Origin of the sequence: Kitasatospora sp. NPDC001603 (genome assembly GCF_040298365.1) — a bacterium.
In the GTDB taxonomy this organism is placed as follows: domain Bacteria; phylum Actinomycetota; class Actinomycetes; order Streptomycetales; family Streptomycetaceae; genus Kitasatospora.
On the sequence record NZ_JBEPAA010000011.1, the window covers coordinates 129,951 to 150,882 of the forward strand.

The following is a 20,932-nucleotide window of genomic DNA, read 5'->3' on the forward strand; positions in this document are numbered from 1 at the left end:
ACGCCGCCGCTCCGACAGCCGGGATGTGCCGCGCGCGAAGGGGTGCGGGCCGGGACGTGAACCCTGGCCGTCCAGCCGGGGCCGGTCCGGCCGAGTGCCGGACCGGCCCCGGCCGGCGGGGGCTCAGCCCCGGACGGCCTTCAACACGGCTGCTGCCACGCCCTCCTGGCCCCTCGCGTTGGGGTGGATCGCCGCCAGCCCGGGGGCCGGGAACGGCGGCTCCACCCAGCGGGCCGCCTCGCCGGCGCACATGTCGTGACCGGCCGAGGACGCGGCCGCGTCCACGAAGACGGCGCCCGCCGTCTCCGCGCGCCGCTTGAGCATCGCGTTCAACTGCTGCTCCTTCTCAGCGATGAAGCCGAGGTCGGCCGCGGCCAGGGCCCGGCCGAGCACCGGTACGCAGCTCGCCGGGTCGGCCGGCAGCAGCACCGGGTAGCCGACCACGTAGACGCGGGCCTGCGGGGAGCGGCGCTTGACCTCCTGCAGCACCTGGCCCAGCCGTTCGCCGGCGGTGTCCACCTTGCGCTGCACCTGGTCGGCGGCGCCGCCGGCGGAGGCGTAGTGGTCCTTGCACGGCGCCGGCGCCCGCCCCGAGCCGATCAGGCTCTTCACCACGTCCGCCAGGTTCTCCTTGGCGCACTCGCCGACGACCTCCATGAACCCGGCGTCGTTGCCGCCGATCCCGACCGTGACCAGGCGGGTGGCCGGGGAGAGCGCGTCCAGCTGCGGCGGGTTGACCCCGCCGCCGTCGGTCTCCTGGGAGCCGGTGAGGTCCCCGGTGCGGGCACCGCTGCAGCTGACGTCCTTGAACCGGTCGTCCGCCAGGCCGAGGGCCTTCGCCACCAGGGACGGGTAGTTGACGGCCGAGCGGGCGCAGCCCCTCGGTTCGCCCACCTGCGGGGCGATCTTCAGCCCGGAGGTGTAGGAGTCCCCGAGGGCGACGTAGGGGCCGGTGGGGAGCGGGGTCGGGGTGGGGGTGGCCCGCACCGGCTCGGGGCCGCCCGGTGACCGGGCAGCGGTACCCGCGGCACCGCCGCCGCTGCAGGCGGCCAGCAGCAGCGCGGCCAGCCCGGCGGCCAGAACCGCGGTCGGGCGTGTGGACACGGACATGGAATCCCCCCGGGGGCCGGAGCCGGCGACGCAATCTCTTCACGGCGGCCCGTCCCCCGGGCACCTCACCGCCAACGAACGACGGCGCCCGAACTCTCCCGCCCGGGGCGGAGAGTCCGGCGGACGCCGGCGCGCGGACTACTCCGGGCCGCGCTCGTGCTCGGCCAGGAACTGCTCGAAGCGCCGGCCCAGCTCGTCCGCCGACGGCAGGTCGACCGGCTCGGCCAGCAGGCTCTCCCGGCCCTCCGCCCCCGCGACGGCGTCGTACTGGCCCTCCATGCCGCGGATCGCGGAGCGCAACTCGCCGTCCCCGTGGGCCAGCTGCTCCTCGATGTCGGCGTACACCTCGCCCACCCGCTCGCGCAGCCGGGTGCCCGGCAGCACCAGGCCGGTGGCGGACTGCACGGCCTCCAGGATCAGCACCGCGGCCGCCGGGTAGGCCGAGCGCGCCACGTAGTGCGGCACGTGCACGGCGAAGCCCAGCACGTCGTGCCCGGCCTCGGCCAGCCGGTACTCCAGCAGCGCCTGCGCGCTGCCCGGCACCTGGGCCTGCTCGAACCACTGCGGGTAGCCGGCGGCGAGGTCCAGCCGGGTGCCGTGCGGGGTCAGGCCGACCGGGCGGGTGTGCGGCACGCCCATCGGGATGCCGTGGAAGTCCAGCGTCAGCCGGACCTCGAAGCGCTCGACGAGTCGGCGCACGGCGGCGCCGAAGCGCTCCCACTCGACGTCCGGCTCGGGCCCGGTGAGCAGCAGGAACGGCGAGCCGGCCGCGTCGTGGACCAGCTGGAGGAGGATCTCCGGCGGCTCGTAGGAGGCCCAGTGCTCGCGGTCGAACAGCATCGCGGGGCGGCGGGCCCGGTAGTCCACCAGGCGGTCGTGGTCGAAGCGGGCCACCACCTGCGGCTCGCCCTCCTCCAGCAGGTGGGCGACCACCTGGCCGCCGGCCTCGCCGGCGTCCATGAAGCCCTCGAAGTGGTGGAGCAGCACCAGGCCCGCGCCGGTGTCGGCCAGCGCGGCCTTCGCCGCGGCCACGGCGGCCACGCCCTGCTGATCCAGCTCGTACAGCTCCTGGGGATCACGCACCGCGCACCCACACCCCGTTCTCTACTCGTCGACCGGTACCGGCTTGTCGTCGTCTCCAGCGTGCCGGACGCCGCCGGAATTCCCGCCGGCCGCGGCCGTCGCGCGGCCGCTTCCCCGGGGAACGCCCGGCGACCCGCCGGGGTGCCCCGGCGGCGCGCCGCGATGCCCTCCGGACCATGATCGCACCCGGCGGCAAACCCGCTGGTCACGGGCGCCCGAAGCCCCTCCCGGGCGTGCGTCCGGAAGGCCCGCGCGCCCATTCGTGTGCCGCGAGGTGACGCACCGCCTTCTGGCGGGTATCGTCCTCTCGCTGCCTCGCATCGCCGCGTCGTCGTCACGTCGTCCGTAACGCCGTCGATCACGTCCCGGCCCGGTGCTCGGCCAGTCACCCACGACGCATCTTGCCTTCATCTGGCCGCCTGCTCCCCTTCGCGCTCACGTTTCCTCTTCGGCCATCTCGCGGACGCACACTGTCCCCTCGCTCATCCCGCCGGACCGGTCCGTCGACCCGTGTCCGTTCCGGCACCGCGCTGCCCGCCTCCGGGGCCGCCGCCCCCACCCCGTCCGACCGGTCCTCCGGCGTGCGCGGTCCCGGGCGGGCGGATTCCGGGGCCGGGGCGAACGTCCACGCAGCCCGAGCCGCACCCCGGCGCGGGACGCGCCCTCCGACCGATGAAGGACCGATGGTTCCGTGCCCGTACCTGTCATCCTCACCGGCCGCACCGTGCGGCTGGAGCCCCTTGCCGCGCACCATGCCGAGGCCATCGCCGAGGCCGGCGCCGAGGACCGTACGACCTACGCCTTCACCCCCGTCCCGCACGGCCTGGAAGCGGCCCGCGACTACATCGCGCGCGCCCTCGCCGACCGGGCCGCGGGCCGGGCGCTGCCGTTCGCGACGGTGAACCTCGCGGACGGCCGGGTGGTCGGCTCCACCCGGTTCCTCGAACTCGACTACTGGCAGGGCCCGGTCGTCTGGCCGCCGGTGCCCGGCGTGCCGTTCGGCGATCCGGCCACGGCCGTCCCGGACGCCGCCGAGATCGGCAACACCTGGCTCTCCCCGCGTGCCCAGGGCACCGGCGTCAACGCCGAGGCCAAGCTGCTGATGCTGCGGTACGCCTTCGAGGAGTGGCGGGTGCAGCGGATCTCGATGCGCGCGGACGCCCGCAACCTGCGCTCCCGGGCCGCGATCGAGCGCCTCGGCGCGACGTCCGAGGGCGTCCGCCGGGCACACTCGCGCGGGCTGGACGGGGTGGTGCGCTCCACCGCGTTCTACTCGATCCTCGACTCCGAGTGGCCCGCCGTACGGGACATCATCGAGCTGCGGATCGCCGCCGCCACCTCGCCGAGCGCCCCGGAACGCGCGATCAACCAGGAGTGCCTTAGACACGGCGGCGGTGCTGGGCAGCTGATCACGGCCTGACCGGCGGCCCGCCGGTCGCGGCGTGCTCCAGCAGCCGGGCGAGCAGCCCGGGACCGGTGTGGAGGGAAGTCATCGCGGCCAGCCCATCCGCTGGAGCGGCGCGCGTCAACCCGATTGGCGGCCCGCTCCCCCGACGGGCGATGTTCCGCATACCCCCGACCCGGGCGGGAAGCACCCCGGCATGACCCGCACGGACCTCCTCGACCCCCTGCTGCTGCTCGGCGCCGACCAGCAGCACATCGTCACCCGGGCACAGCTGCGCCGGCTCGGGGTGCCGTCCGGCACCATCGCGCACCGGCTGCGGCCCGGCGGCCCCTGGCAGCAGGTGCTGCCCCGGGTGATCTGCCTGCAGAGCGGGCGGCTGACCCCGCATCAGCGGCTGCGCGCGGCGCTCGCGTACGCGGCGCCGAAGGGGCGGTCGGCGCGGCCCGGCGAGGTGCTGCTGACCGGGGAGGCGGTCCTGGCCTCGGCCGGGCTGCCGTCCGCTGGGCACCCGGCGGACCTCGGGGACGTCGACGTGCTGATCGCGGGCCCGCACCGGGTCGCGGACCGGGGTTTCGTCCGGATCCACCGGGCCGCCGGGCCGCTGCCGGGCGGGTTCGAGCGGGACGACGGGCTCTGGAGCACGACGGTCGCCCGGGCCGTGGCCGACCTCGTACCGCGGGAGGGCGGCCGGCGCCGGTTCCGGGCGCTCTGCGCGGAGGCGGTCCAGCGGCGGCACTGCGGCCTCGGCGAGCTGCTGGACCAGTTGCTCGCCCGGCCGGGGGCGCTCGCACTGCCGCAGGTCGCCCAGGTGGTGGAGGACCTCACCGCCGGAGTGCGCTCGGTCGTCGAGGGCGAGGCCCGTGAGCTGGTCCGCGGGGCCGGCCTGCCGGAACCGCTCTGGAACCCGGTGCTGTTCCTGGACGGGCGCTTCCTCGCCGTCCCCGACGCCTACTGGCCGCAGGCCTGCGTGGCACTGGAGATCGACTCCCGGGCCTGGCACCTGCGCCCGGCCGACCACGAGCGCGGGCTGGCGCGGGCCAACCGCCTCACCGCCGCCGGACTCCCGGTCGTCCGCGCCACGCCGGTGCAGCTGCGGCGGGAGCCGGAGCCCGTGCTGCGGGAGCTGCGGACCCTGCTCGCCACCGGCCCGCACGGGCCGCACGCGCGGATCGGCTGGCGGCGGGCCCGGTAGGGCGAGGGCGGCGGGCCCGCGGGGGCGCCGGTGTGCGGGCGTAGCGACCTGCGGGCGTGCGACTTGCGGGCGTACCGGTGGGCGGACGCGGTCCGGTCGGCGCGTGGGCTCAGGCCGGGTCCTGGGCGGCGCCGGCGGACTCGGCCGCGGCCACCAGCCGCTGGAGTTCGGCGAGGTGGGCGGCCAGCGCCTTGCGGCCGGCCTTGGTGGCGCCGAGCCAGGTCCGCGGACGCTTGCCGACGTACCCCTTCTTCACCACCACGTATCCGGCCTCCTCCAAGGCGGCCGCCGCCTTGCTGAGCGTCGAGTCGGAGACCTCGCAGTGGTCCCGGACGGTGGCGAACTCGGCCTCGGTGCAGGCGCTCAGGAAGGCCAGCACGATCAGCCGGGTCGGGTGCTGGAGCAGCGGGTCGAGCGCGGCCGGCATCAGCGGGCCGCCGGCATCCGGCGGATCGACGCGGTGAGCCGGTCCGTGGCCACCCAGAAGGCCGCGCCCGCCGCCAAGCCCGCCACCGCGCCCATCCAGCGCGCACCGCCGCCCGCCAGCCAGGCGAGCAGCAGGGCGGCCAGGCCCACCAGGATCACCGCGAGGACGGCCAGGACCACCGGCCGACCGATGCCGGGCGCCATGCGGTGCACGATGCCGCCCTGGTTCACGGCGACCCGGGCCAGCGCACCCGTCAGGGCGGCGAAGAGCGCCCCGAACAGCCCGCCCAGCCAGCCCATCCCGGCTCCGATCGCCTGTCCGACGCCGGTGCCGTAGACGGTGAACGCCACCGCGAAGGCCGGTCCGTACCAGCCGGGAAGGCGGCCCGGTGCCTGGGCGGCGGCCCTGGCCCGGTCGGCCAGGCGCAGCGCCTCGGCGGCGGGCAGGTCGACGGCGGACCGGTCGGCGGCGGACGGGTCGGCGGGTTCGGCGGCGTTCATGGATCCCCCTGGAGTGCCCGGGGCCCCGTGGGCGCCCCGGCGTTGCTGGTACTTCCACTATGGCATCTACTTTCCGATGTGGAAAGTACTTTCCAGGGCCGATGACTCAGCAGCGGGCGTCGATCTCCTGGAAGGAGCCGTAGTGGTCGGCCGTCCAGTACTGCTCACCGGTGCCGCCGGTGACGACGCGTCGGGCGCCGCGGTCGCCGGAGCCCGGGGTCACGACGGTGTACTCGTGGTAGTAGCCGGAGGCTTTGCGCGGGAGGCGGTTCTCCCGGTTCTCGAAGACGATGCCGTCCGAGCGGTACGGGTAGGGGCCGCCCTTGGCGATCAGGCCGAGGGTGTCGACGGCCTGGGCGGGCAGCTTGGTGCGGCAGACGTCGGCCAGCGCGGGGTCGGTGGGCACCCAGCCGCCGGGCGGGGCCGGAGTGGTGCCGGCGGGCGGGGAGGGCTTCGGAGCGGAGGGCTTCGGGCCGGTGGCGCTCGCTCCGGTGGAGGCGGCGACGGTGGCTTTCGGGCTGTCCGCCCCGTCGTTCGAGAGCTGGCACCCGGCGAGCGCGGCGAGTGCGCAGAGGAGGACGGCCACCAGGGCGAACAGGCGGTGCTTGCTGGTCATGCGCTCCAGCTTGGCAGCCGGCCGGGCCGTGGCCGGCCAGCCACACGCGTGGCCGCGGCCACACCCGCGGCCGCTCGTCGGGTGCGACGGGCGGGCGGCGCGGGTGGGCAGAGGGACGGTATGGCGGGCCGGGCGGGCAGACCCGGGCGGCCGGGCGGGCACGCTCTTCGGCCCGGCGGCGGCCGGGCGCGCAGACCTTCGGGCAGAGTCCCCGCGGTTCCCCGCCGTTGCCCGCCGTTCCCCGCGGGCCCTCCGCACAGACAGACGAGCGGGGCGGGAACGGACGCCATTGTCCGTTCCCGCCCCGCTCGCGTTACGTACGCCGGTTCTCCTGCGCCGAGCTCCGGTGTACGCCCTCCCCGGGGGGAGGGGGTGCGGTCAGGGACCGCGTCGGCGGCGCCCCGGCCGATGCCTGGCCGGGGCACCGCGTCAGCGCGAGTCGCTGCCCGCCGTCTCGATGGCGGCGCGGCCTGCCTCCAGGCGCGCCACCGGGATCCGGAAGGGGGAGCAGGAGACGTAGTCCAGCCCCACCTTGTGGAAGAAGTGCACCGACTCCGGGTCGCCGCCGTGCTCGCCGCAGACGCCCAGCTTGAGGTCGGGGCGGGTGGCCCGGCCGGCCTGGACGGCGTGCTTGACCAGCGCGCCGACACCGTCGCGGTCGATGGTCTCGAACGGGGAGACCCCGAAGATGCCCTTCTCCAGGTAGGCCGTGAAGAACGAGGCCTCCACGTCGTCCCGGGAGAAGCCCCAGACCGTCTGGGTGAGGTCGTTGGTGCCGAAGGAGAAGAACTCGGCGGCCTCGGCGATCTGGCCGGCCGTCAGGGCGGCCCGGGGCAGCTCGATCATGGTGCCGAGCTTGATGTCCAGCTGGACGCCGGTGGACTGGGCGACCTCGGCCAGCACGCGATCGCACTCGTCGCGCACCAGCTCCAGCTCCTGGACGGTGCCGACCAGCGGGATCATCACCTCGGGGCGGGGGTCCCCACCGGCCAGCTTGCGCTCGGCGGCGGCCTCGGCGATCGCGCGCACCTGCATGCCGAACAGGCCGGGGATGACCAGGCCGAGGCGGACACCGCGCAGGCCGAGCATCGGGTTCTGCTCGTGCAGCTTGTGCACCGCCTGGAGCAGCCGCAGGTCGTTCTCGTTCGGGTCCTTGCGGGCCTCGGCGAGGGCGACGCGCACCGAGAGCTCGGTGATGTCCGGCAGGAACTCGTGCAGCGGCGGGTCGAGCAGGCGAACGGTGACGGGCAGCCCGTCCATCGCCTGGAAGAGCTCCAGGAAGTCGCCCTTCTGCAGCGGCAGCAGGGTGGAGAGCGCGGTCTCGCGGTCCTTGTCGTTGTCCGCCAGGATCAGGTGCTCGACCTCCTTGCGGCGCTCCTCGCCGAGGAACATGTGCTCGGTGCGGCAGAGGCCGATGCCCTGGGCGCCGTAGCGACGGGCGCGGCCGCCGTCCTCGGAGTTGTCGGCGTTGGCCCGCACGGCCAGCCGGCGGCGGCCGTCGGCGTGCGACATCAGCCGGTGCACGGCCTGGACGAGACCGCCCTGGACGTCGGCGCCGGCGTGCAGGGTGCCCTCGAAGTACTCGACCACCGGGGACGGCAGGACGGGTACCTCGCCCAGGTAGACCTTGCCGCTCGCACCGTCGATGGAGACGATGTCGCCCTCTTCCAGCACCAGGCCGTCGGAGGTGGTCATCCGGCGGCGCTTGGTGTCGACCTCCAGCTCCTCGGCACCGCAGACACAGGTCTTGCCCATGCCGCGGGCGACGACGGCGGCGTGCGAGGTCTTGCCGCCGCGCGAGGTGAGGATGCCCTCGGCGGCGATCATGCCGTCCAGGTCGTCCGGGTTGGTCTCGCGACGGACCAGGATGACCTTCTCGCCGGAACGGGACCACTTGACGGCGGTGTAGGAGTCGAAGACCACCTTGCCGATCGCGGCGCCGGGCGAGGCGGCCAGGCCCCAGGCGATCTGCTTGGACTCGGCGTTCGGCGCGAAGCGCGGGAACATCAGCTGGGAGAGCTGACCGCCGGTGACCCGCATCAGGGCCTCGTCCAGGTCGATGAGGCCCTGGTCGACCAGCTGGACGGCGATCCGGAAGGCGGCGGCGGCGGTGCGCTTGCCGACCCGGGTCTGGAGCATCCAGAGCTTGCCGCGCTCGATGGTGAACTCGATGTCGCAGAGGTCGCGGTAGTGGTTCTCGAGCTTCTGCATGATCGTCATCAGCTCGTCGTACGACTTCTTGTCGAGCTGTTCGAGATCGGCGAGCGGCAGGGTGTTGCGGATGCCGGCGACGACGTCCTCACCCTGGGCGTTGGAGAGGTAGTCACCGTAGACGCCGACGGCGCCCGTGGAGGGGTCGCGGGTGAAGGCGACACCGGTGCCGGAGTCCTCGCCGAGGTTGCCGAACACCATGGAACAGACGTTGACGGCGGTGCCCAGGTCGTTCGGGATGCGCTCCTGGCGGCGGTACAGCCGCGCGCGGTCGCCGTTCCAGGAGTGGAAGACGGCGTGGATGGCGAGGTCCATCTGCTCGCGCGGGTCCTGCGGGAAGGCCCGGCCGGTCTCGCGCTGGACGATGCCCTTGAACACCTCGACCAGTTCCCGGAGGTCGGAAGCGTCCAGGTCCAGGTCGTTGACGGTGCCCTTGGCGTGCTTGGCCTCGTCCAGGGCCTCCTCGAACAGCTCGCCGTCGACGCCCAGCACGGTCTTGCCGAACATCTGGACCAGGCGGCGGTAGGAGTCCCAGGCGAAACGCTCGTTGCCGGACTGCGCGACCAGACCGACCACCGAGGTGTCGGAGAGGCCGATGTTCAGGACGGTGTCCATCATGCCGGGCATGGAGAACTTGGCCCCGGACCGGACCGAGACCAGCAGCGGGTCGTCGGCCTGGCCGAGCTGCTTGCCCATCTCCTGCTCAAGGGCGTCCAGGTGGGCACTGATCTCCTGGTGGAGGGAGGCGGGCTCGCTGCCGGTCTCCAGGAAGACCTTGCAGGCCTCGGTGGTGATGGTGAACCCCGGAGGGACGGGGAGGCCCAGGTTGGTCATCTCGGCCAGGTTCGCGCCCTTGCCGCCGAGAAGATCCTTGAGGTCCTTGTTTCCTTCGGTGAAGGAGTAAACAAACTTCTGCTGGGACGGCACGGGTCGGTCTCCTCGCACACGGTTGCCCTGACGCCGGAGAACATACCCATTTCGAAGGCGCTTCCGCGCCGCCAATAGGCCGTATGAGGCCGGTACCCAGTGGTAACCCCACAGATCGAATGCACGTAAAGGCGTTCACCTCTGTTGGTGAAATCGTCCGGATGACGCGAGCATTCCTTCAAGTCTTGAACTCAAGGAAACAGGAAGATCACACCAGGGGGACGCAGGGTAGCGGTCGGCGGTCCAGCGTGTTGCCCAGGCTTGATTTCCTGCACCCCGAGCACCCGATCCCGCGCCACCCCCTTCGGGAAGCGATTCCCTGCCGACCTGTCCATTTCGTCACCTGAAGGGCCGTCAGTCGCCACCGTATGTGGCAAGCGTCACGGACGCATCTCGCCCGTCGGGCGTAGGCCTCCTCCGCCGATCGTCGCACTGCGTCCGGATCCGTACTCTTTCCGTAATGCTCGCGCACCAAAAAGGAGCCCTCTTGTCCAGATGGGACAAGAGGGCTGGGACGCGGTGGCGAGGGGTCGCCGAGCGCCATTTTCGCCGAAGCGGCCAGATCAACCGCCGGAGGTGTCCGATTCGGCGTCTGCGCTGGGGAGAGCGCAGTCATACGGATCGTCCAACCAGCCTTCCGGCAGGACCACCCGGTTGTTGCCGCTCGTACGCCCGCGCGGCCCGTCCGCGCCGGCCGGCCAGAGCTGCGACTGCTCCACCATGGACAGGGTTTCGGCCAATTCGGACAAGGAGGAGGAGTTCGCCAGCTTCACCCGCAGCTCGGAGCCGACCGAGAAGCCCTTGGTGTACCAGGCGACGTGCTTGCGGAAGTCGATCACGCCGCGGGTCTCGTCCCCCAGCCACTCCCCGAGCAGCTGCGCGTGGCGCACCATCGCCCGCGCCACGTCGGCGAAGCTCGGGCGGGCGTAGTCGACCTCGCCCTCGAAGATCGAGACCAGGTCCTTGAACAGCCACGGCCGGCCGAGGCAGCCGCGCCCGACCACCACACCGTCGCAGCCGGTCTCGCGCATCATCCGCACCGCGTCGTCCGCCGACCAGATGTCGCCGTTGCCGAGCACCGGGATGTGCGCCGGGACGGACTCGCGCAGCCGGGCGATCGCCGACCAGTCCGCCGTGCCCCCGTAGTGCTGGGCGGCGGTGCGCCCGTGCAGGGCGATGGCGGCCACGCCCTCCTCGGCACCGATCCGGCCCGCGTCCAGGTAGGTGAGGTGGTCGTCGTCGATGCCCTTGCGCATCTTCATGGTGACCGGGAGGTCCCCCGCGTTCGCCACGGCCTCGCGCAACAGCTCGCGCAGCAGGTTGCGCTTGTACGGCAGCGCCGAGCCGCCGCCCTTGCGGGTCACCTTGGGGACGGGGCAGCCGAAGTTGAGGTCGATGTGGTCGGCCAGGCCCTCGTCGGCGATCATCCGGGCAGCCTTGCCGACGGTCACCGGGTCCACTCCGTACAGCTGGATCGAGCGCGGCTTCTCGCTCGCGTCGAACTTGATCAGCTGCATGGTCTTGGCGTTGCGCTCGACCAGGGCCCGGGTGGTGATCATCTCGCTCACGTACAGGCCCTTGCCGCCGCTCTGCTCGCGGCAGAGGGTGCGGAAGGGCGCGTTGGTGATGCCGGCCATGGGTGCCAGGACGACCGGCGGCCACACCCTCATCGGGCCGATCGTCAGCGGCGCGAACTCGGAGCTGGTCGCGGGCGCGGCGGCGGCCGCGGGCTCGCCGGCGGCCGCGTTCGCGGCGGCGGGTGCCGTGGCGGGCGCGGGCGCGGATGCCGTGGCGGACGCGGTGGTGTCGAGCGTGGCTGTCATGCGCGGCTGACCTCGTGGACGGGGGCTCGGGACTCTTCATTGTCCCCCACCGCGCGCCGGGGCCGGTCGGCGCTGCTCACCGGGCCTTCCGGGGGCCGGTCGGTGGGCCTTTGTCCGGGGCCCAAGTCCGTGGGCCCAAGTCCGTGGGCCCGCGTCCGTCAGCCCGCCGCGGTGACGATGCGCACCGAACCCGAGGTGGTCACCACCCGGACGGTGTCGGAGCTGGTGGAGTCGGCCAGCTCGGGATCGATGTGGCGGTCGCCCGGACCGGCGGCGCCGCTGAAGTCGAAGGCGTACCGGGAGCCCTTCGGGAGTCCGATCGCCACCGACCCGGAGGTGGCACCGGCGTCCACCAGCTGCGGCGGCCGCACGAAGCCCAGGTCGATCTCCCCGGAGAAGGCCCTCACCTCCACCCGCGGCGAACCGAGGCCGGCGGCCTTCAGCTCACCGGAGGTGGTGCGCGCGTACACCTGTCCGGAGAGCCCGGTCAGCCGGATCGCGCCCGAGGTCGCGGAGAGCCGGACGTCCCCGGTGAGGTCCCGGACCTCCAGCGCACCGGACGTCCCCCCGCCGGACACCGAGGCCGCGGCCGGTACCTCCAGGTCGATCGAGGCGCCGCAGCCGACGTCCACCGCCGGCAGCAACTGGTTGCAGCGCATCCGGACGGTGAGGACGTCCCCCTGGAAGATCGCCGAGACCGTGGGCTTGCGGACCGTCCAGTCCAGGTACTGCCTCATCGTCACCCGTCCGGGGACGCCCGGCTTGATCCGGACCGCCGCCGTCCCGGTGTCCAGCTCCACCCTGGTCACCGCGACCTGGTAGGAGTGCTCGGACACCGCCTTCTGCTGCACCACCACCGCCCAGGTCTGCACGGCGCCGAACAGCATGGCGAAGGCCAGCGTGAGCGTCCCGGTGATCTGCCAGGCCCGACGTGCGCCCACGGCTACCCGACCTCCAGGAACCGCAGCACCGCGAGCACCCGGCGGTGGCTGTTGTCGGCCGGCGGCAGTTCGAGCTTGGTGAAGATCGAGTTGATGTGCTTCGCCACGGCGCTGTCGCTGACCACCAGGGCGGCGGCGATCGCCGCGTTGGAGCGGCCCTCCGCCATCAGGCCGAGCACGTCCCGCTCGCGCGGGGTCAGCTTCTCCAGCGGATCGCGGTGGCGGCGGACCAGCAGCTGGGCGACCACCTCCGGGTCCAGCGCGGTGCCGCCCTCGGCCACCCGCTGGAGGGCGTCCACGAAGTCGTCCACATTGGCCACCCGCTGCTTGAGCAGGTAGCCCACCCCACTGGTGTTCGTGGCCAGCAGATCGGCCGCGTACCGCTCCTCGACGTACTGCGAGAGCAGCAGCACCGCGACCTCCGGCCACTGCCGGCGGATCATCAGTGCGGCCCGGACGCCCTCGTCGGTGTAGTCGGGCGGCATCCGGACGTCCGCCACCACCACTGCCGGACGGTGCTCCTCGACGGCGGCGAGCAGCGCCTCGGCGTCCCCGACCGCGGCCGCCACCTCGAAGCCCACGGCCTCCAGGACCTTGACCAGACCGACCCTCAGCAGGACCGAGTCCTCGGCGATCACAGCACGCACGGCAGCTCCACGGTGATGGTGGTGGGACCCCCGAGGGGGCTCAGAACGGACAGCGTGCCGTCGACCGAGGCGGCGCGCTTGCGCAGCCCGGTCAGGCCGGTGCCGCGCGCGGCGTCCGCGCCGCCGACACCGTCGTCGCTCACGACCAGGCGCAGCCGGCCGCCCGCCGTCCGCACCGAGAGGTCGACCCGCGAGGCACGGGCGTGCTTCGCGACGTTGGTCAGCGCCTCGGAGACGGTGAAGTAGGCGACCGCCTCGACGGTCGGGGCGACCGGCTCGGTCAGGGCGACGTCGACGCGCACCGGCAGCGGCGAGCGGGCGGCGATGCCGGACAGCGCCGCGTCCAGGCCGCGGTCCTCCAGAACGGCGGGGTGCAGGCCGCGCACGAGGTCCCGCAGTTCGTCGATGGCGGCCTGGGCCTCCTCGTGCGCGTCCACTATCACCTGCATGACCTCGGGCGGGGCGTGTTTGAGAGTGCGCCGGGCCAGGCCCAGGTTCATCGCCAGCGAGGTGAGCCGCTGCTGGGCGCCGTCGTGCAGGTCGCGCTCGATCCGGCGGCGCTCGGCGTCGACGGCGTCGACCAGGCCGGCCCGGCTCTCGGCGATCTCCTCGACCCGGCGCTCCAAGGCCTCCGCCCGGCCGGGGCCGAGCAGCCGCAGGGCCGTCCACTCCTCCAGCCGGGCCAGCAGGACCGTCGCCCACGGCAGCACGAGGAGCAGCAGCACACCGCCCACGGTGATCGCGACGTCCAGCGTGACCAGCGCCCCGCGGACCGGGCTCGACGACGGCATCAACCACGTCCAGCCGTAGACGGTGGCCATCACCAGGCCCGCACCCCAGGCGTAGAGCAGCCCGACGGCGCCGAGCGCGAGCAGCGGGCCCGCGAGCAGGTGGTAGCCGACCTGGCGCCAGCTCACCCCCGTGCGCAGCCCGGTCAGCAGACCGGCCGAGGTCCGGACCGGACGGAGCAGCGGCGGCACCTCGACCCCCCGCAGGGCGCGCAACCGGCCGCGCTGGGCCGTCGTCAGCAGGCGCATGCCGGCCAGGCTCAGGCCGAGGATCAGCAGGAACACCTTGAAGTAGAGGACGGCCAGCCAGATCGGCGCGGCCAGCGGGACGCCGGCGGCTATGAACCGGGTGTCGCGCCAGACGGCCGCCCACAGCGGCCGCCCGACGCTCCTGGCGAGCGCGCGGCGCAGCGGGGTGGAGGGCATGACGGACAGCGTAGGGCGCGAAGATCGACGGCCGCCATGAAGGGGAGTGGAGACCTGGGGTGTAGCTGGGTACACCCCTGATTCGGTGTGGTGCACTACCGACAGCGAGCGCCGTCCACGGAAGTCTTGACGGCATGACGAGCACTCCTTCGCACCCCACCACCGCGCCGCACCCGCGGCCCGCCGCCGGTCTCGGCGACGCCGGCGCCGCGTGGGCGCGGCCGGTCGGCCTGCTCGGGTCGGCGGGCCGGCTCGGGCTGCTCGGGCCCTGGTCGGTGCGGGGCGTCCCGGCGTCCCGGGGGCGGGCCGCGCTGGAGGTGTACGAGCACGGCGAGTTGGTCGACGTCGTGGTCGCGGCCCGGCTCGCCCCGGAACTGCTGCGCGGCGCCCGACGGTGCCCGGCCCTCGGCGCGCGGGAGTCGTACGGGCTGGTCTGGGGCCGGCTGCCGCAGGGCGGCCCGGCGCCCGCCGTGGGCTTCACCGCCGGGCGGCTGCGCCGGGCGGGGCGGCGGGCCAGGGTGGTCGAGGCACCCGAGGTGGTCACGGTGGCCGGGGAGTTCTGGCTCGCCTGGGCGCGGGGCCCGTTCGACGGCGTCCTGGTGGAGCACCCGGCCGGCCGGGTGCGGCGGTCGCTGGAGCGGGTCCGCCCGCGTGGCCGGAGCGCACGATGAGCGCCGTCCTGCCGGGAGCCCGGCCGACGTCGTTCGCCTGGCCTGCTCCGCGCGTCCGACCGACCCGGCCGACCGCCCCGGCGCTGCCCGGCTGGGCTCCGCAGGTGCCCGCCCTGGCGGCGCTGGCACTGCTGCCCTGGCTGGCCGTGCTGGTGCTCTGCCACGAGACCGTCTGGGTCGTCCTCGACCTGGGCGAGCTGAGCGCCCTGCTCTGGCTGGACGCGCTGCTGCGCCGCCGCAGTCCGGCCGCGCTCGGGCCCGCCTGCGTGGTGGCGCTGCTGCTCGCGGGCGACGCCCTGGCCGACGTCGGCACCGCCGGACGCGGGCTGCCGCTGCTCGCCGCCCTGGTGATGGCCTGCGGTGTCGAGCTGCCGCTGGCCGTCCTCTGCCTGGCGCTCGGTCGGGGCGCGGCGGCTGCCGAGCCGGTGTCGGGGCCGGTGCCGGGCACGACGGGCCGGCTCGGCGGCGGCCGGGCCCGACGGGCGGCCCGACGCCCGGTACGACGGGCGGTCCGACGGCCGTCCGGGTCAGAGGCCGTCCGCCATGAGGGCCATCCGTGCCCGGGTCTCCTCGTCCCGGGGGGTGTAGGCGATCAGGCGGGTGCTGGGGCGGGGCCCGAGCCAGAAGCTCGTGTAGTCGCAGTGCAGCAGCCCGACCCCCGGGATGAGGAACTGCTTGAGTCCGTTGCCGGGCCGCTGGACGTCGTGCCGCTGCCAGGCCGCCTCGAAGTCCGGCGAGGCCTTGCGCAGCCGGGCGAGCAGTGCCTTCCAGGCCGGTTCGGCGCTGTGGTCCGCCATGCCCGACCGGAACCGGGCCACCATTCCCTCGCGCTCCTGCTCGTGGTTCACCAGCACGTCCCGGAAGCGCGACGGTGTGAACGCCATCCAGACCAGGTTCCGCTCCTCGAACGGCAACTCGTCGACGTTCCCGACCAGGTGGGTGTAGGAGGGGTTGTGCGCCAGGATGTCGTACCGGGCGTTGATCACCGCCGCCGGCATCGGCGCCATCTGCTCCAGCACCAGCCGCACCGCCGGGGTCACCGTCGGGCACTCCAGCACCGGAGCGGGGTCCTCGGCGGCCGCCAGGGCGAACAGGTGCGACCGCTCGGCCGGATCGAGCCGCAGGGCACGGGCGACGGCGTCCAGTACCTGGGTGGAGACCTGGATGTCCCGGGCCTGCTCCAGCCACGTGTACCAGGTGACCCCCACGGCGGCGAGCTGCGCGACCTCCTCGCGGCGCAGCCCGGGCGTCCGGCGGCGGCCGGTGGTCGGCAGGCCCACCTGCTCCGGTGCGATCCGCTCGCGGCGGCTGCGCAGGAACGCCGCCAGCTCGTGCCGTCGGGCCTCGGCGGCGAGCGGGGTCGGCGGAGCGGCTGCGGGGCTCGCGGTCGCGGTCGACCCGGCGGGCGCGGCGGTGCTTCGGACGGGCGCGGTGGTCAGGCTCATGGACTCAGCATGCGCCATGCGGGAGCCGGGTGCCAGGTACTTCTGATACCTGGATAAGCACACTCTGGTACCAGGTTATCGGACGGAAGATCGTATGACCCGTGACCCAACAACTCGCCGTCGCCACGACCACCACCGCTACCGCGTCAGCCCGCCCCAGCGGCTCCACCACGGCCGGCTCCACCACCGCCGGCACCACCACCGGTAGCACCACCGCCTCTGCCGCCTCCGGCGCCACCTCGCCGAGCAGCGCTTCGATCGGCACCGCTTCGATCGGCACCGCCGGGCTGGTCACCGTACTGCTCGGGGCGTTCCTGCCGATGCTCGACTTCTTCATCGTCAACGTCGCCCTGCCCACCATCGACCGCGACCTCGCCGCCGGCCCCGCCGTGCTGGAGCTGGTCGCCGCCGGGTACGGCATCGCGTTCGCCGTCCTGCTCGTCCTCGGCGGACGGCTCGGCGACATCTTCGGCCGCCGACGGCTCTTCGTGGTCGGCGCCGCCGCGTTCGCCCTCACCTCGCTCGCCTGCGGGCTCGCCCCCGGGGCCTGGTCGCTGGTCGCCGCCCGCGCCGCCCAGGGCGCCTCGGCCGCCCTGATCGTCCCCCAGGTCCTCGGCACCATCACCGCCGCCACCCACGGCGCCCGCCGCGGCCACGCGCTCAGCGTCTACGGCGCGGTCGCCGGGATCTCGGTGGTGGTCGGCCAGGTGCTCGGCGGGATGCTGGTCGCCGCCGACGTCCTCGGCACCGGCTGGCGCTCCGTCTTCCTGCTGAACGTCCCGTTCGCCCTGCTCGCCCTCGTCCTCGCCCTCCGGTACGTGCCGGAGAGCCGCTCCCCGCAGGCCGCCCGGGTGGACGTCCTGGGCACCCTGCTGCTCACCGCGACCATGCTCGCCCTGCTCGTCCCGCTGATGGAGGGCCGCGCCGCCGGCTGGCCGCTCTGGTCCTGGGTGCTGCTCGCGCTCTCCCCGGTGTTCGCGGTCGCCTTCGCCCTGGTCGAGACCCGCGCCGAACGCCGTGGCGCCACCCCGCTGGTGCCGCCCAGCCTGCTGCGGATCCCCGAGATGCGGCGCGGGCTCGGCATCGCCCTCCCCTACTTCGGCGGCTTCGGCGGCTTCATGTTCGTGATCGCGATCGCCCTCCAGCAGGGCCTGCGGCTCGGCCCGGTGGCGGCCGGCTGGGCGCTCGTCCCGATGGCCGTCGGCTACTTCGGGGCCTCGCTCGCCGGCCCCCGGCTGATCGGCCGCTTCGGCAGCCGGGTACTGACCGCCGGCGCCGTCGTCCAGGCGCTCGGCCTGGCCGCCCTGATCCTGACGGTGCTCGCCGACTGGTCGCACTTCTCCCCGCTGCGGATGGCCCCCGGGGTCGCGCTCGCGGGCATCGGGCAGGGCCTGATCGGCACCCCGCTGTTCCGGGTGGTCCTCGCCAAGGTGCCCGCCGACCGCGCGGGCGTCGGCAGCGGCGTCCTCGCCACCAGCCAGCAGTCCAGCCTGGCCCTCGGCGTGGCCACCCTCGGCAGCCTCTACCTGGCCCTCGCCCCGACCGTGGGCATGGACCGCGCGCTGGCCCTCTGCCTCGCCGTCCAACTGCTGGGCTCCTTCAGCATCCTGTACCTGACCACCCGGCTCCCCCGCTCCATCGGGTGACCCCGGACGGCCGGGTCACGACCGGCTCCCGCACAGCCCGCGCGCCCGCCCGCGACGTCGCGGTCGGGCGCGCTCGGGTGCGCGGGGCGTCGTCAGCCGGACCCGGCGACGGTCAGCCGGCACCGGCCGTCCGCCGTGCAGGAGCGCTCCAGGCGGCCCCGCGAGACGGTCTGGATCAGCCCGATCGTCCAGCACATCGGGCATCCGCGCAGGGCGAGCACCCCGATCGGGAGGAGCAGCAGCGCGGCCGGCCCCACCACCGGGAGCAGCGCGAAGGCGCCGATCAGGCCGCCGAACCCCACCGCGCCGCGCACCAGGTGGCGGGGCAGGGACGCACTCGCGAAGTCGGGTCGATCACTCACCGATGCCTCCAAGGACGGTCTCGGGCGCGGCCCGCAGCTCGCAGCGGACGGCCGATCGCGCCCGGTGCAGTCGTGACTTCATCGCCGCGCCGCTCAGCCCCAGCGCGTCGGCGACCGTCCGCCCGTCGAGGCCTTGGATGTCCCGCATGACCAGCACCCGCCGCTGGTCGGCCGGGAGCGCGGCGATCGCCGCCGCCACCCGCCCGGCCTCCAGGCGGCGCAGCACCTCCTCCTCGGCCGACAGCACGGTGTCGTCCCCCGACGGCACGGGGTCGCGCCGCAGTACCCGCGCCCGGCGCAGGCACTCGTTGCGCACGATGCGGAACATCCACGACGCCAGCGCACCGGAGGCCCGCAGCATCCCGATCTTGCGGTACAGGATGATCAGCGCCTCCTGCGCCGCATCCTCGGCATCCTCCGGCGAGGCGCACAACGTCCGGGCGAACCGCCGCACATGCGGGTGCGCCCCCGACACCAGCGCGGCGATCGAGTCGACGTCCCCCCGCTGCGCCGCGTGGACCAGGCGCTCCCCCGGCCAGCCCCCCGCGTCAGCCACGGCCCCGCCCCCGCTTCCTCATCACGACCACGGTGCAGGTGCACAGCAGCAACAGGGCGACAGCCACGGCGATGCCAACGATCACGAGAACCTCCCAGTCCGGTCCGACCCTTTCGTCGGAGACACTCATAAGAGGCACACCCCCGCGCAAAGGATTCAGCCCCGTTCCCGGAGCCGGTCACGGGCGGACCGCCCCGATCAAATCACTGGCACCACGGGCCCCCTTTACGTCAGGATGACGATATGAGCAGCATGGAGAAGGGGAACCCCCTCGACACCCGCAACCGGGCCGAGCTGGTGGCGGCCGTCGCCTCCGGCGCCGAGCCGAAGTGGCTGATGTTCTGGGGGCATCAGCCACAGCAGGACGGTTCGGTCGGGCAGGGGGCGCTGAGCCAGTGGTGGCCGTCCCCCTTCACCGTGGACGGCGTGACGTACGCGAGCGCCGAGCACTGGATGATGGCCGGGAAGGCCCGGCTGTTCGGCGACGAGGCGATCGTGCCGCGGATCCTCGCCGCCCGGACCCCGGCCGAGGCGAAGAAGCTGGGGCGCCAGGTGCGGGGGTTCGACGAACCCACCTGGGCCGCCGGGCGGTTCGAGCTGGTGGTGACGGGCAATGTCGCCAAGTTCGGGCAGGACGAGGCCCTCCGCGACTACCTCCTCGGCACCCGGCAGCGCGTGCTGGTCGAGGCCAGCCCGGTGGACCGGCTCTGGGGCATCGGTCTCGCCGCCGACGACGAACGGGCCGCACGACCGGCCGACTGGCGCGGGGAGAACCTGCTCGGCTTCGCCCTGATGGAGGCCCGCACCCGGCTGGCCCGGTGAGCATCGCGAGCGCCACGAGCACGACGGGCACGACGGGGGCCACGAGCGCCACAAGCGCCACAAGCGCCACGAGCGCCACGAGCGCCACGAGAACGACGAACACAACGAGCCGGACGAGCCGGAGAAGCGCGACCCGCCGGAGGAGCCGATGAGCACGATCGCCCCGGTCCTGGACGCCACGGCGGTGCTGTCGGTGGGCGCCGCGCTCGCCCTCACCCCGAGGGTGCTGCGGCGGGAGGTCCGGCCCGGGCGCGGGGGAGCGCCAGGGCCGGAGGCGTTGCTCGCCGCCGTCGTGGCGCTGATCCTCCTCAACCAACTGGCCTTCGCCGTCTACGTCCAGCGCGTGCACGACGGCAGCACCGCGTTCGTCGCGCGCTACCTGCCCCCCGGGTGGTTCGCCGTGCCCCGCGACAACCCGTTCGTCGACTGGGTCGCCGCCCACACCCCCGCACCCGAGCTGCTCGCGCCGTCCGTGCTGCGCGTCCAGGCCTTCCTCGAACTCCCGCTCGTCCTGCTGGCCTTCCTCGCCGTGCTGCGCCGGCTCGACCGGCAGCTGTACGTCCGGGTGGCCCGCTCACCGCTGCTCCCGCTCGCCGCCGCCTCGTACACCGTCGCGTTCTGCGCGGTGGAGTGGGAGCTGCGCAACCCGTACACGGTGGACGACCTGGTCATCCGGGTCGTGTCGGCGCTGGTCACCGCGCCGCTGCTCGCCCGGATCGCGGGGCGGGAGGCGGACACCGCGCCCCGCTCCCCCGGGCCGCTCGTCCTCGCGGTCGAGCTGTGGGCCCTCGGCTCCCTAATGCTGGCCCTCTACGACACCGTGCTGCTCTACAACCTCTCCCGGCTCGGCGACCGGCTCACGGGCATGATCACCGCGGTCGCCGTGCTCGGCGCGACCCGCTTCCTGGCGGCGAAACGGCCCGGCGCCCCGGCCGGCCCCCGCGTGGCCGCGCTCACGGACTCCCTCGGCCGGGGCCTCGCACTGTTCCTCGTCCCCGCCCTCGCCCTCCGGTACGCCGGGAGCTTCGGCACGCCCCGGCTGGCCGCCGCGGCGGGCGCCGCGGTGCTGATCGCCGCCGTCGGCCGGCGCGCGGGCCGGCTCGTCCTGCCCGCCACCGTCGGCGCGGGGGCGGGATACCTGGCCGTCCGGTGGTCCACCGACCCGTACTTCGAGGCGGCTCTGCTCCGGGCGGCCGTCGTCGGCTTGCTCACCGCCGGTGCCGTCTGCGCGGTCCTGGACGGCAGTCGCAAACATTTCGACGCACTCCCGTAACTCTGTCGCCGTATACCGACGCCAGGATGACCCGCAGTCAGGGTCGAGATGGACAGGGTGC

The 20,932-nt window shown here is 74.1% G+C and carries 19 protein-coding genes; 6 read left to right on the forward strand and 13 right to left on the reverse strand.

Translation table 11 applies throughout. The features are described from left to right. Nucleotides 1–123: 123 nt before the first annotated feature. Nucleotides 124–1,104: an SGNH/GDSL hydrolase family protein gene (locus ABT263_RS10640; protein WP_352289786.1), complete on the reverse strand. Its 981-nt coding sequence runs from the start codon at nucleotides 1,102–1,104 to the stop codon at nucleotides 124–126. 144 nt (nucleotides 1,105–1,248) lie between these two features. Beyond that, a complete protein-coding gene (locus ABT263_RS10645; protein WP_352289789.1) occupies nucleotides 1,249–2,193 on the reverse strand; it encodes a PAC2 family protein in 945 nt (314 codons plus the stop codon). 691 nt (nucleotides 2,194–2,884) lie between these two features. Between ABT263_RS10645 and ABT263_RS10650 the strand changes: the two genes are divergently transcribed. Together ABT263_RS10650 and ABT263_RS10655 are read left to right on the forward strand one after the other, a co-directional pair. Beyond that, entirely contained in the window at nucleotides 2,885–3,613 is a 729-nt protein-coding gene (locus tag ABT263_RS10650; RefSeq protein WP_329487531.1) for a GNAT family N-acetyltransferase, read from the forward strand. A 181-nt stretch (nucleotides 3,614–3,794) separates the two neighbouring features. Beyond that, nucleotides 3,795–4,790, forward strand: coding sequence for a putative endonuclease domain-containing protein (locus ABT263_RS10655; RefSeq protein WP_352289792.1), 996 nt, complete (start codon nucleotides 3,795–3,797; stop codon nucleotides 4,788–4,790). Nucleotides 4,791–4,899: 109 nt separating this feature from the next. Here ABT263_RS10655 and ABT263_RS10660 read toward each other — a convergent pair whose 3' ends face one another. The 8 genes from ABT263_RS10660 to ABT263_RS10695 all read right to left on the reverse strand — a co-directional run bounded on the left by ABT263_RS10660 (nucleotide 4,900) and on the right by ABT263_RS10695 (nucleotide 14,096). Further along, nucleotides 4,900–5,217 (reverse strand): winged helix-turn-helix domain-containing protein, encoded by a 318-nt coding sequence (locus ABT263_RS10660; RefSeq protein WP_329487535.1) that lies wholly within the window; start codon nucleotides 5,215–5,217, stop codon nucleotides 4,900–4,902. Beyond that, the gene (locus ABT263_RS10665; RefSeq protein ID WP_352289795.1) at nucleotides 5,217–5,717 is read right to left on the reverse strand and encodes a hypothetical protein; all 501 of its coding nucleotides are present in this window, start codon (nucleotides 5,715–5,717) and stop codon (nucleotides 5,217–5,219) included. Before ABT263_RS10665 ends, ABT263_RS10660 begins: the two co-directional genes overlap by 1 nt. Before the next feature lie 106 nt (nucleotides 5,718–5,823). Then, nucleotides 5,824–6,333: a ribonuclease gene (locus tag ABT263_RS10670; RefSeq protein WP_352289797.1), complete on the reverse strand. Its 510-nt coding sequence runs from the start codon at nucleotides 6,331–6,333 to the stop codon at nucleotides 5,824–5,826. A gap of 429 nt (nucleotides 6,334–6,762) precedes the next feature. Further along, entirely contained in the window at nucleotides 6,763–9,471 is a 2,709-nt protein-coding gene (ppdK, locus tag ABT263_RS10675) for a pyruvate, phosphate dikinase (protein ID WP_352289800.1), read from the reverse strand. Between the two features lie 563 nt (nucleotides 9,472–10,034). After that, nucleotides 10,035–11,141 (reverse strand): tRNA dihydrouridine synthase DusB, encoded by a 1,107-nt coding sequence (gene dusB / locus ABT263_RS10680; protein ID WP_352289848.1) that lies wholly within the window; start codon nucleotides 11,139–11,141, stop codon nucleotides 10,035–10,037. Nucleotides 11,142–11,452: 311 nt separating this feature from the next. Further along, nucleotides 11,453–12,235, reverse strand: coding sequence for a DUF4097 family beta strand repeat-containing protein (locus tag ABT263_RS10685; protein ID WP_352289803.1), 783 nt, complete (start codon nucleotides 12,233–12,235; stop codon nucleotides 11,453–11,455). A 2-nt stretch (nucleotides 12,236–12,237) separates the two neighbouring features. After that, the gene (locus tag ABT263_RS10690; RefSeq protein WP_352289806.1) at nucleotides 12,238–12,882 is read right to left on the reverse strand and encodes a response regulator; all 645 of its coding nucleotides are present in this window, start codon (nucleotides 12,880–12,882) and stop codon (nucleotides 12,238–12,240) included. Beyond that, nucleotides 12,870–14,096 (reverse strand): sensor histidine kinase, encoded by a 1,227-nt coding sequence (locus ABT263_RS10695; RefSeq protein ID WP_352289809.1) that lies wholly within the window; start codon nucleotides 14,094–14,096, stop codon nucleotides 12,870–12,872. Before ABT263_RS10695 ends, ABT263_RS10690 begins: the two co-directional genes overlap by 13 nt. Before the next feature lie 134 nt (nucleotides 14,097–14,230). Here ABT263_RS10695 and ABT263_RS10700 point away from each other — a divergent pair, with 134 nt between their 5' ends. Next, nucleotides 14,231–14,767: a hypothetical protein gene (locus ABT263_RS10700; protein WP_352289812.1), complete on the forward strand. Its 537-nt coding sequence runs from the start codon at nucleotides 14,231–14,233 to the stop codon at nucleotides 14,765–14,767. Nucleotides 14,768–15,294: 527 nt separating this feature from the next. On the opposite strand, the gene ABT263_RS10705 is transcribed toward ABT263_RS10700, so the two are convergent. Next, entirely contained in the window at nucleotides 15,295–16,212 is a 918-nt protein-coding gene (locus ABT263_RS10705; protein WP_352289815.1) for a helix-turn-helix transcriptional regulator, read from the reverse strand. A 320-nt stretch (nucleotides 16,213–16,532) separates the two neighbouring features. Here ABT263_RS10705 and ABT263_RS10710 point away from each other — a divergent pair, with 320 nt between their 5' ends. Beyond that, nucleotides 16,533–17,858, forward strand: coding sequence for an MFS transporter (locus ABT263_RS10710; RefSeq protein ID WP_502885783.1), 1,326 nt, complete (start codon nucleotides 16,533–16,535; stop codon nucleotides 17,856–17,858). A gap of 92 nt (nucleotides 17,859–17,950) precedes the next feature. On the opposite strand, the gene ABT263_RS10715 is transcribed toward ABT263_RS10710, so the two are convergent. Together ABT263_RS10715 and ABT263_RS10720 are read right to left on the reverse strand one after the other, a co-directional pair. Continuing rightward, nucleotides 17,951–18,220, reverse strand: a complete 270-nt coding sequence (locus tag ABT263_RS10715; RefSeq protein ID WP_352289818.1) for a hypothetical protein — start codon at nucleotides 18,218–18,220, stop codon at nucleotides 17,951–17,953. Further along, the gene (locus ABT263_RS10720) at nucleotides 18,213–18,776 is read right to left on the reverse strand and encodes an RNA polymerase sigma factor (protein WP_352289821.1); all 564 of its coding nucleotides are present in this window, start codon (nucleotides 18,774–18,776) and stop codon (nucleotides 18,213–18,215) included. The genes ABT263_RS10715 and ABT263_RS10720 overlap by 8 nt, the downstream gene beginning before the upstream one ends. 243 nt (nucleotides 18,777–19,019) lie before the next feature. Between ABT263_RS10720 and ybiA the strand changes: the two genes are divergently transcribed. Then, nucleotides 19,020–19,598 (forward strand): riboflavin biosynthesis intermediates N-glycosidase, encoded by a 579-nt coding sequence (ybiA, locus tag ABT263_RS10725; RefSeq protein ID WP_502885781.1) that lies wholly within the window; start codon nucleotides 19,020–19,022, stop codon nucleotides 19,596–19,598. Between the two features lie 148 nt (nucleotides 19,599–19,746). Further along, a complete protein-coding gene (locus tag ABT263_RS10730) occupies nucleotides 19,747–20,871 on the forward strand; it encodes a hypothetical protein (RefSeq protein WP_352289824.1) in 1,125 nt (374 codons plus the stop codon). Nucleotides 20,872–20,932: the final 61 nt, after the last annotated feature.

Bases quoted from the DNA above. Each gene is read 5' to 3' on its own strand.
- ABT263_RS10655 (WP_352289792.1), top strand. From the start codon at position 3,795: ATGACCCGCACGGACCTCCTCGACCCCCTGCTGCTGCTCGGCGCCGAC.
- ABT263_RS10660 (WP_329487535.1), bottom strand. From the start codon at position 5,217: ATGCCGGCCGCGCTCGACCCGCTGCTCCAGCACCCGACCCGGCTGATC.
- ABT263_RS10665 (WP_352289795.1), bottom strand. From the start codon at position 5,717: ATGAACGCCGCCGAACCCGCCGACCCGTCCGCCGCCGACCGGTCCGCC.
- ABT263_RS10670 (WP_352289797.1), bottom strand. From the start codon at position 6,333: ATGACCAGCAAGCACCGCCTGTTCGCCCTGGTGGCCGTCCTCCTCTGC.
- dusB (WP_352289848.1), bottom strand. From the start codon at position 11,141: ATGAGGGTGTGGCCGCCGGTCGTCCTGGCACCCATGGCCGGCATCACC.
- ABT263_RS10695 (WP_352289809.1), bottom strand. From the start codon at position 14,096: ATGCCCTCCACCCCGCTGCGCCGCGCGCTCGCCAGGAGCGTCGGGCGG.
- ABT263_RS10700 (WP_352289812.1), top strand. From the start codon at position 14,231: ATGACGAGCACTCCTTCGCACCCCACCACCGCGCCGCACCCGCGGCCC.
- ABT263_RS10705 (WP_352289815.1), bottom strand. From the start codon at position 16,212: ATGAGCCTGACCACCGCGCCCGTCCGAAGCACCGCCGCGCCCGCCGGG.
- ABT263_RS10710 (WP_502885783.1), top strand. From the start codon at position 16,533: ATGCTCGACTTCTTCATCGTCAACGTCGCCCTGCCCACCATCGACCGC.
- ybiA (WP_502885781.1), top strand. From the start codon at position 19,020: ATGAGCAGCATGGAGAAGGGGAACCCCCTCGACACCCGCAACCGGGCC.
- ABT263_RS10730 (WP_352289824.1), top strand. From the start codon at position 19,747: ATGAGCACGATCGCCCCGGTCCTGGACGCCACGGCGGTGCTGTCGGTG.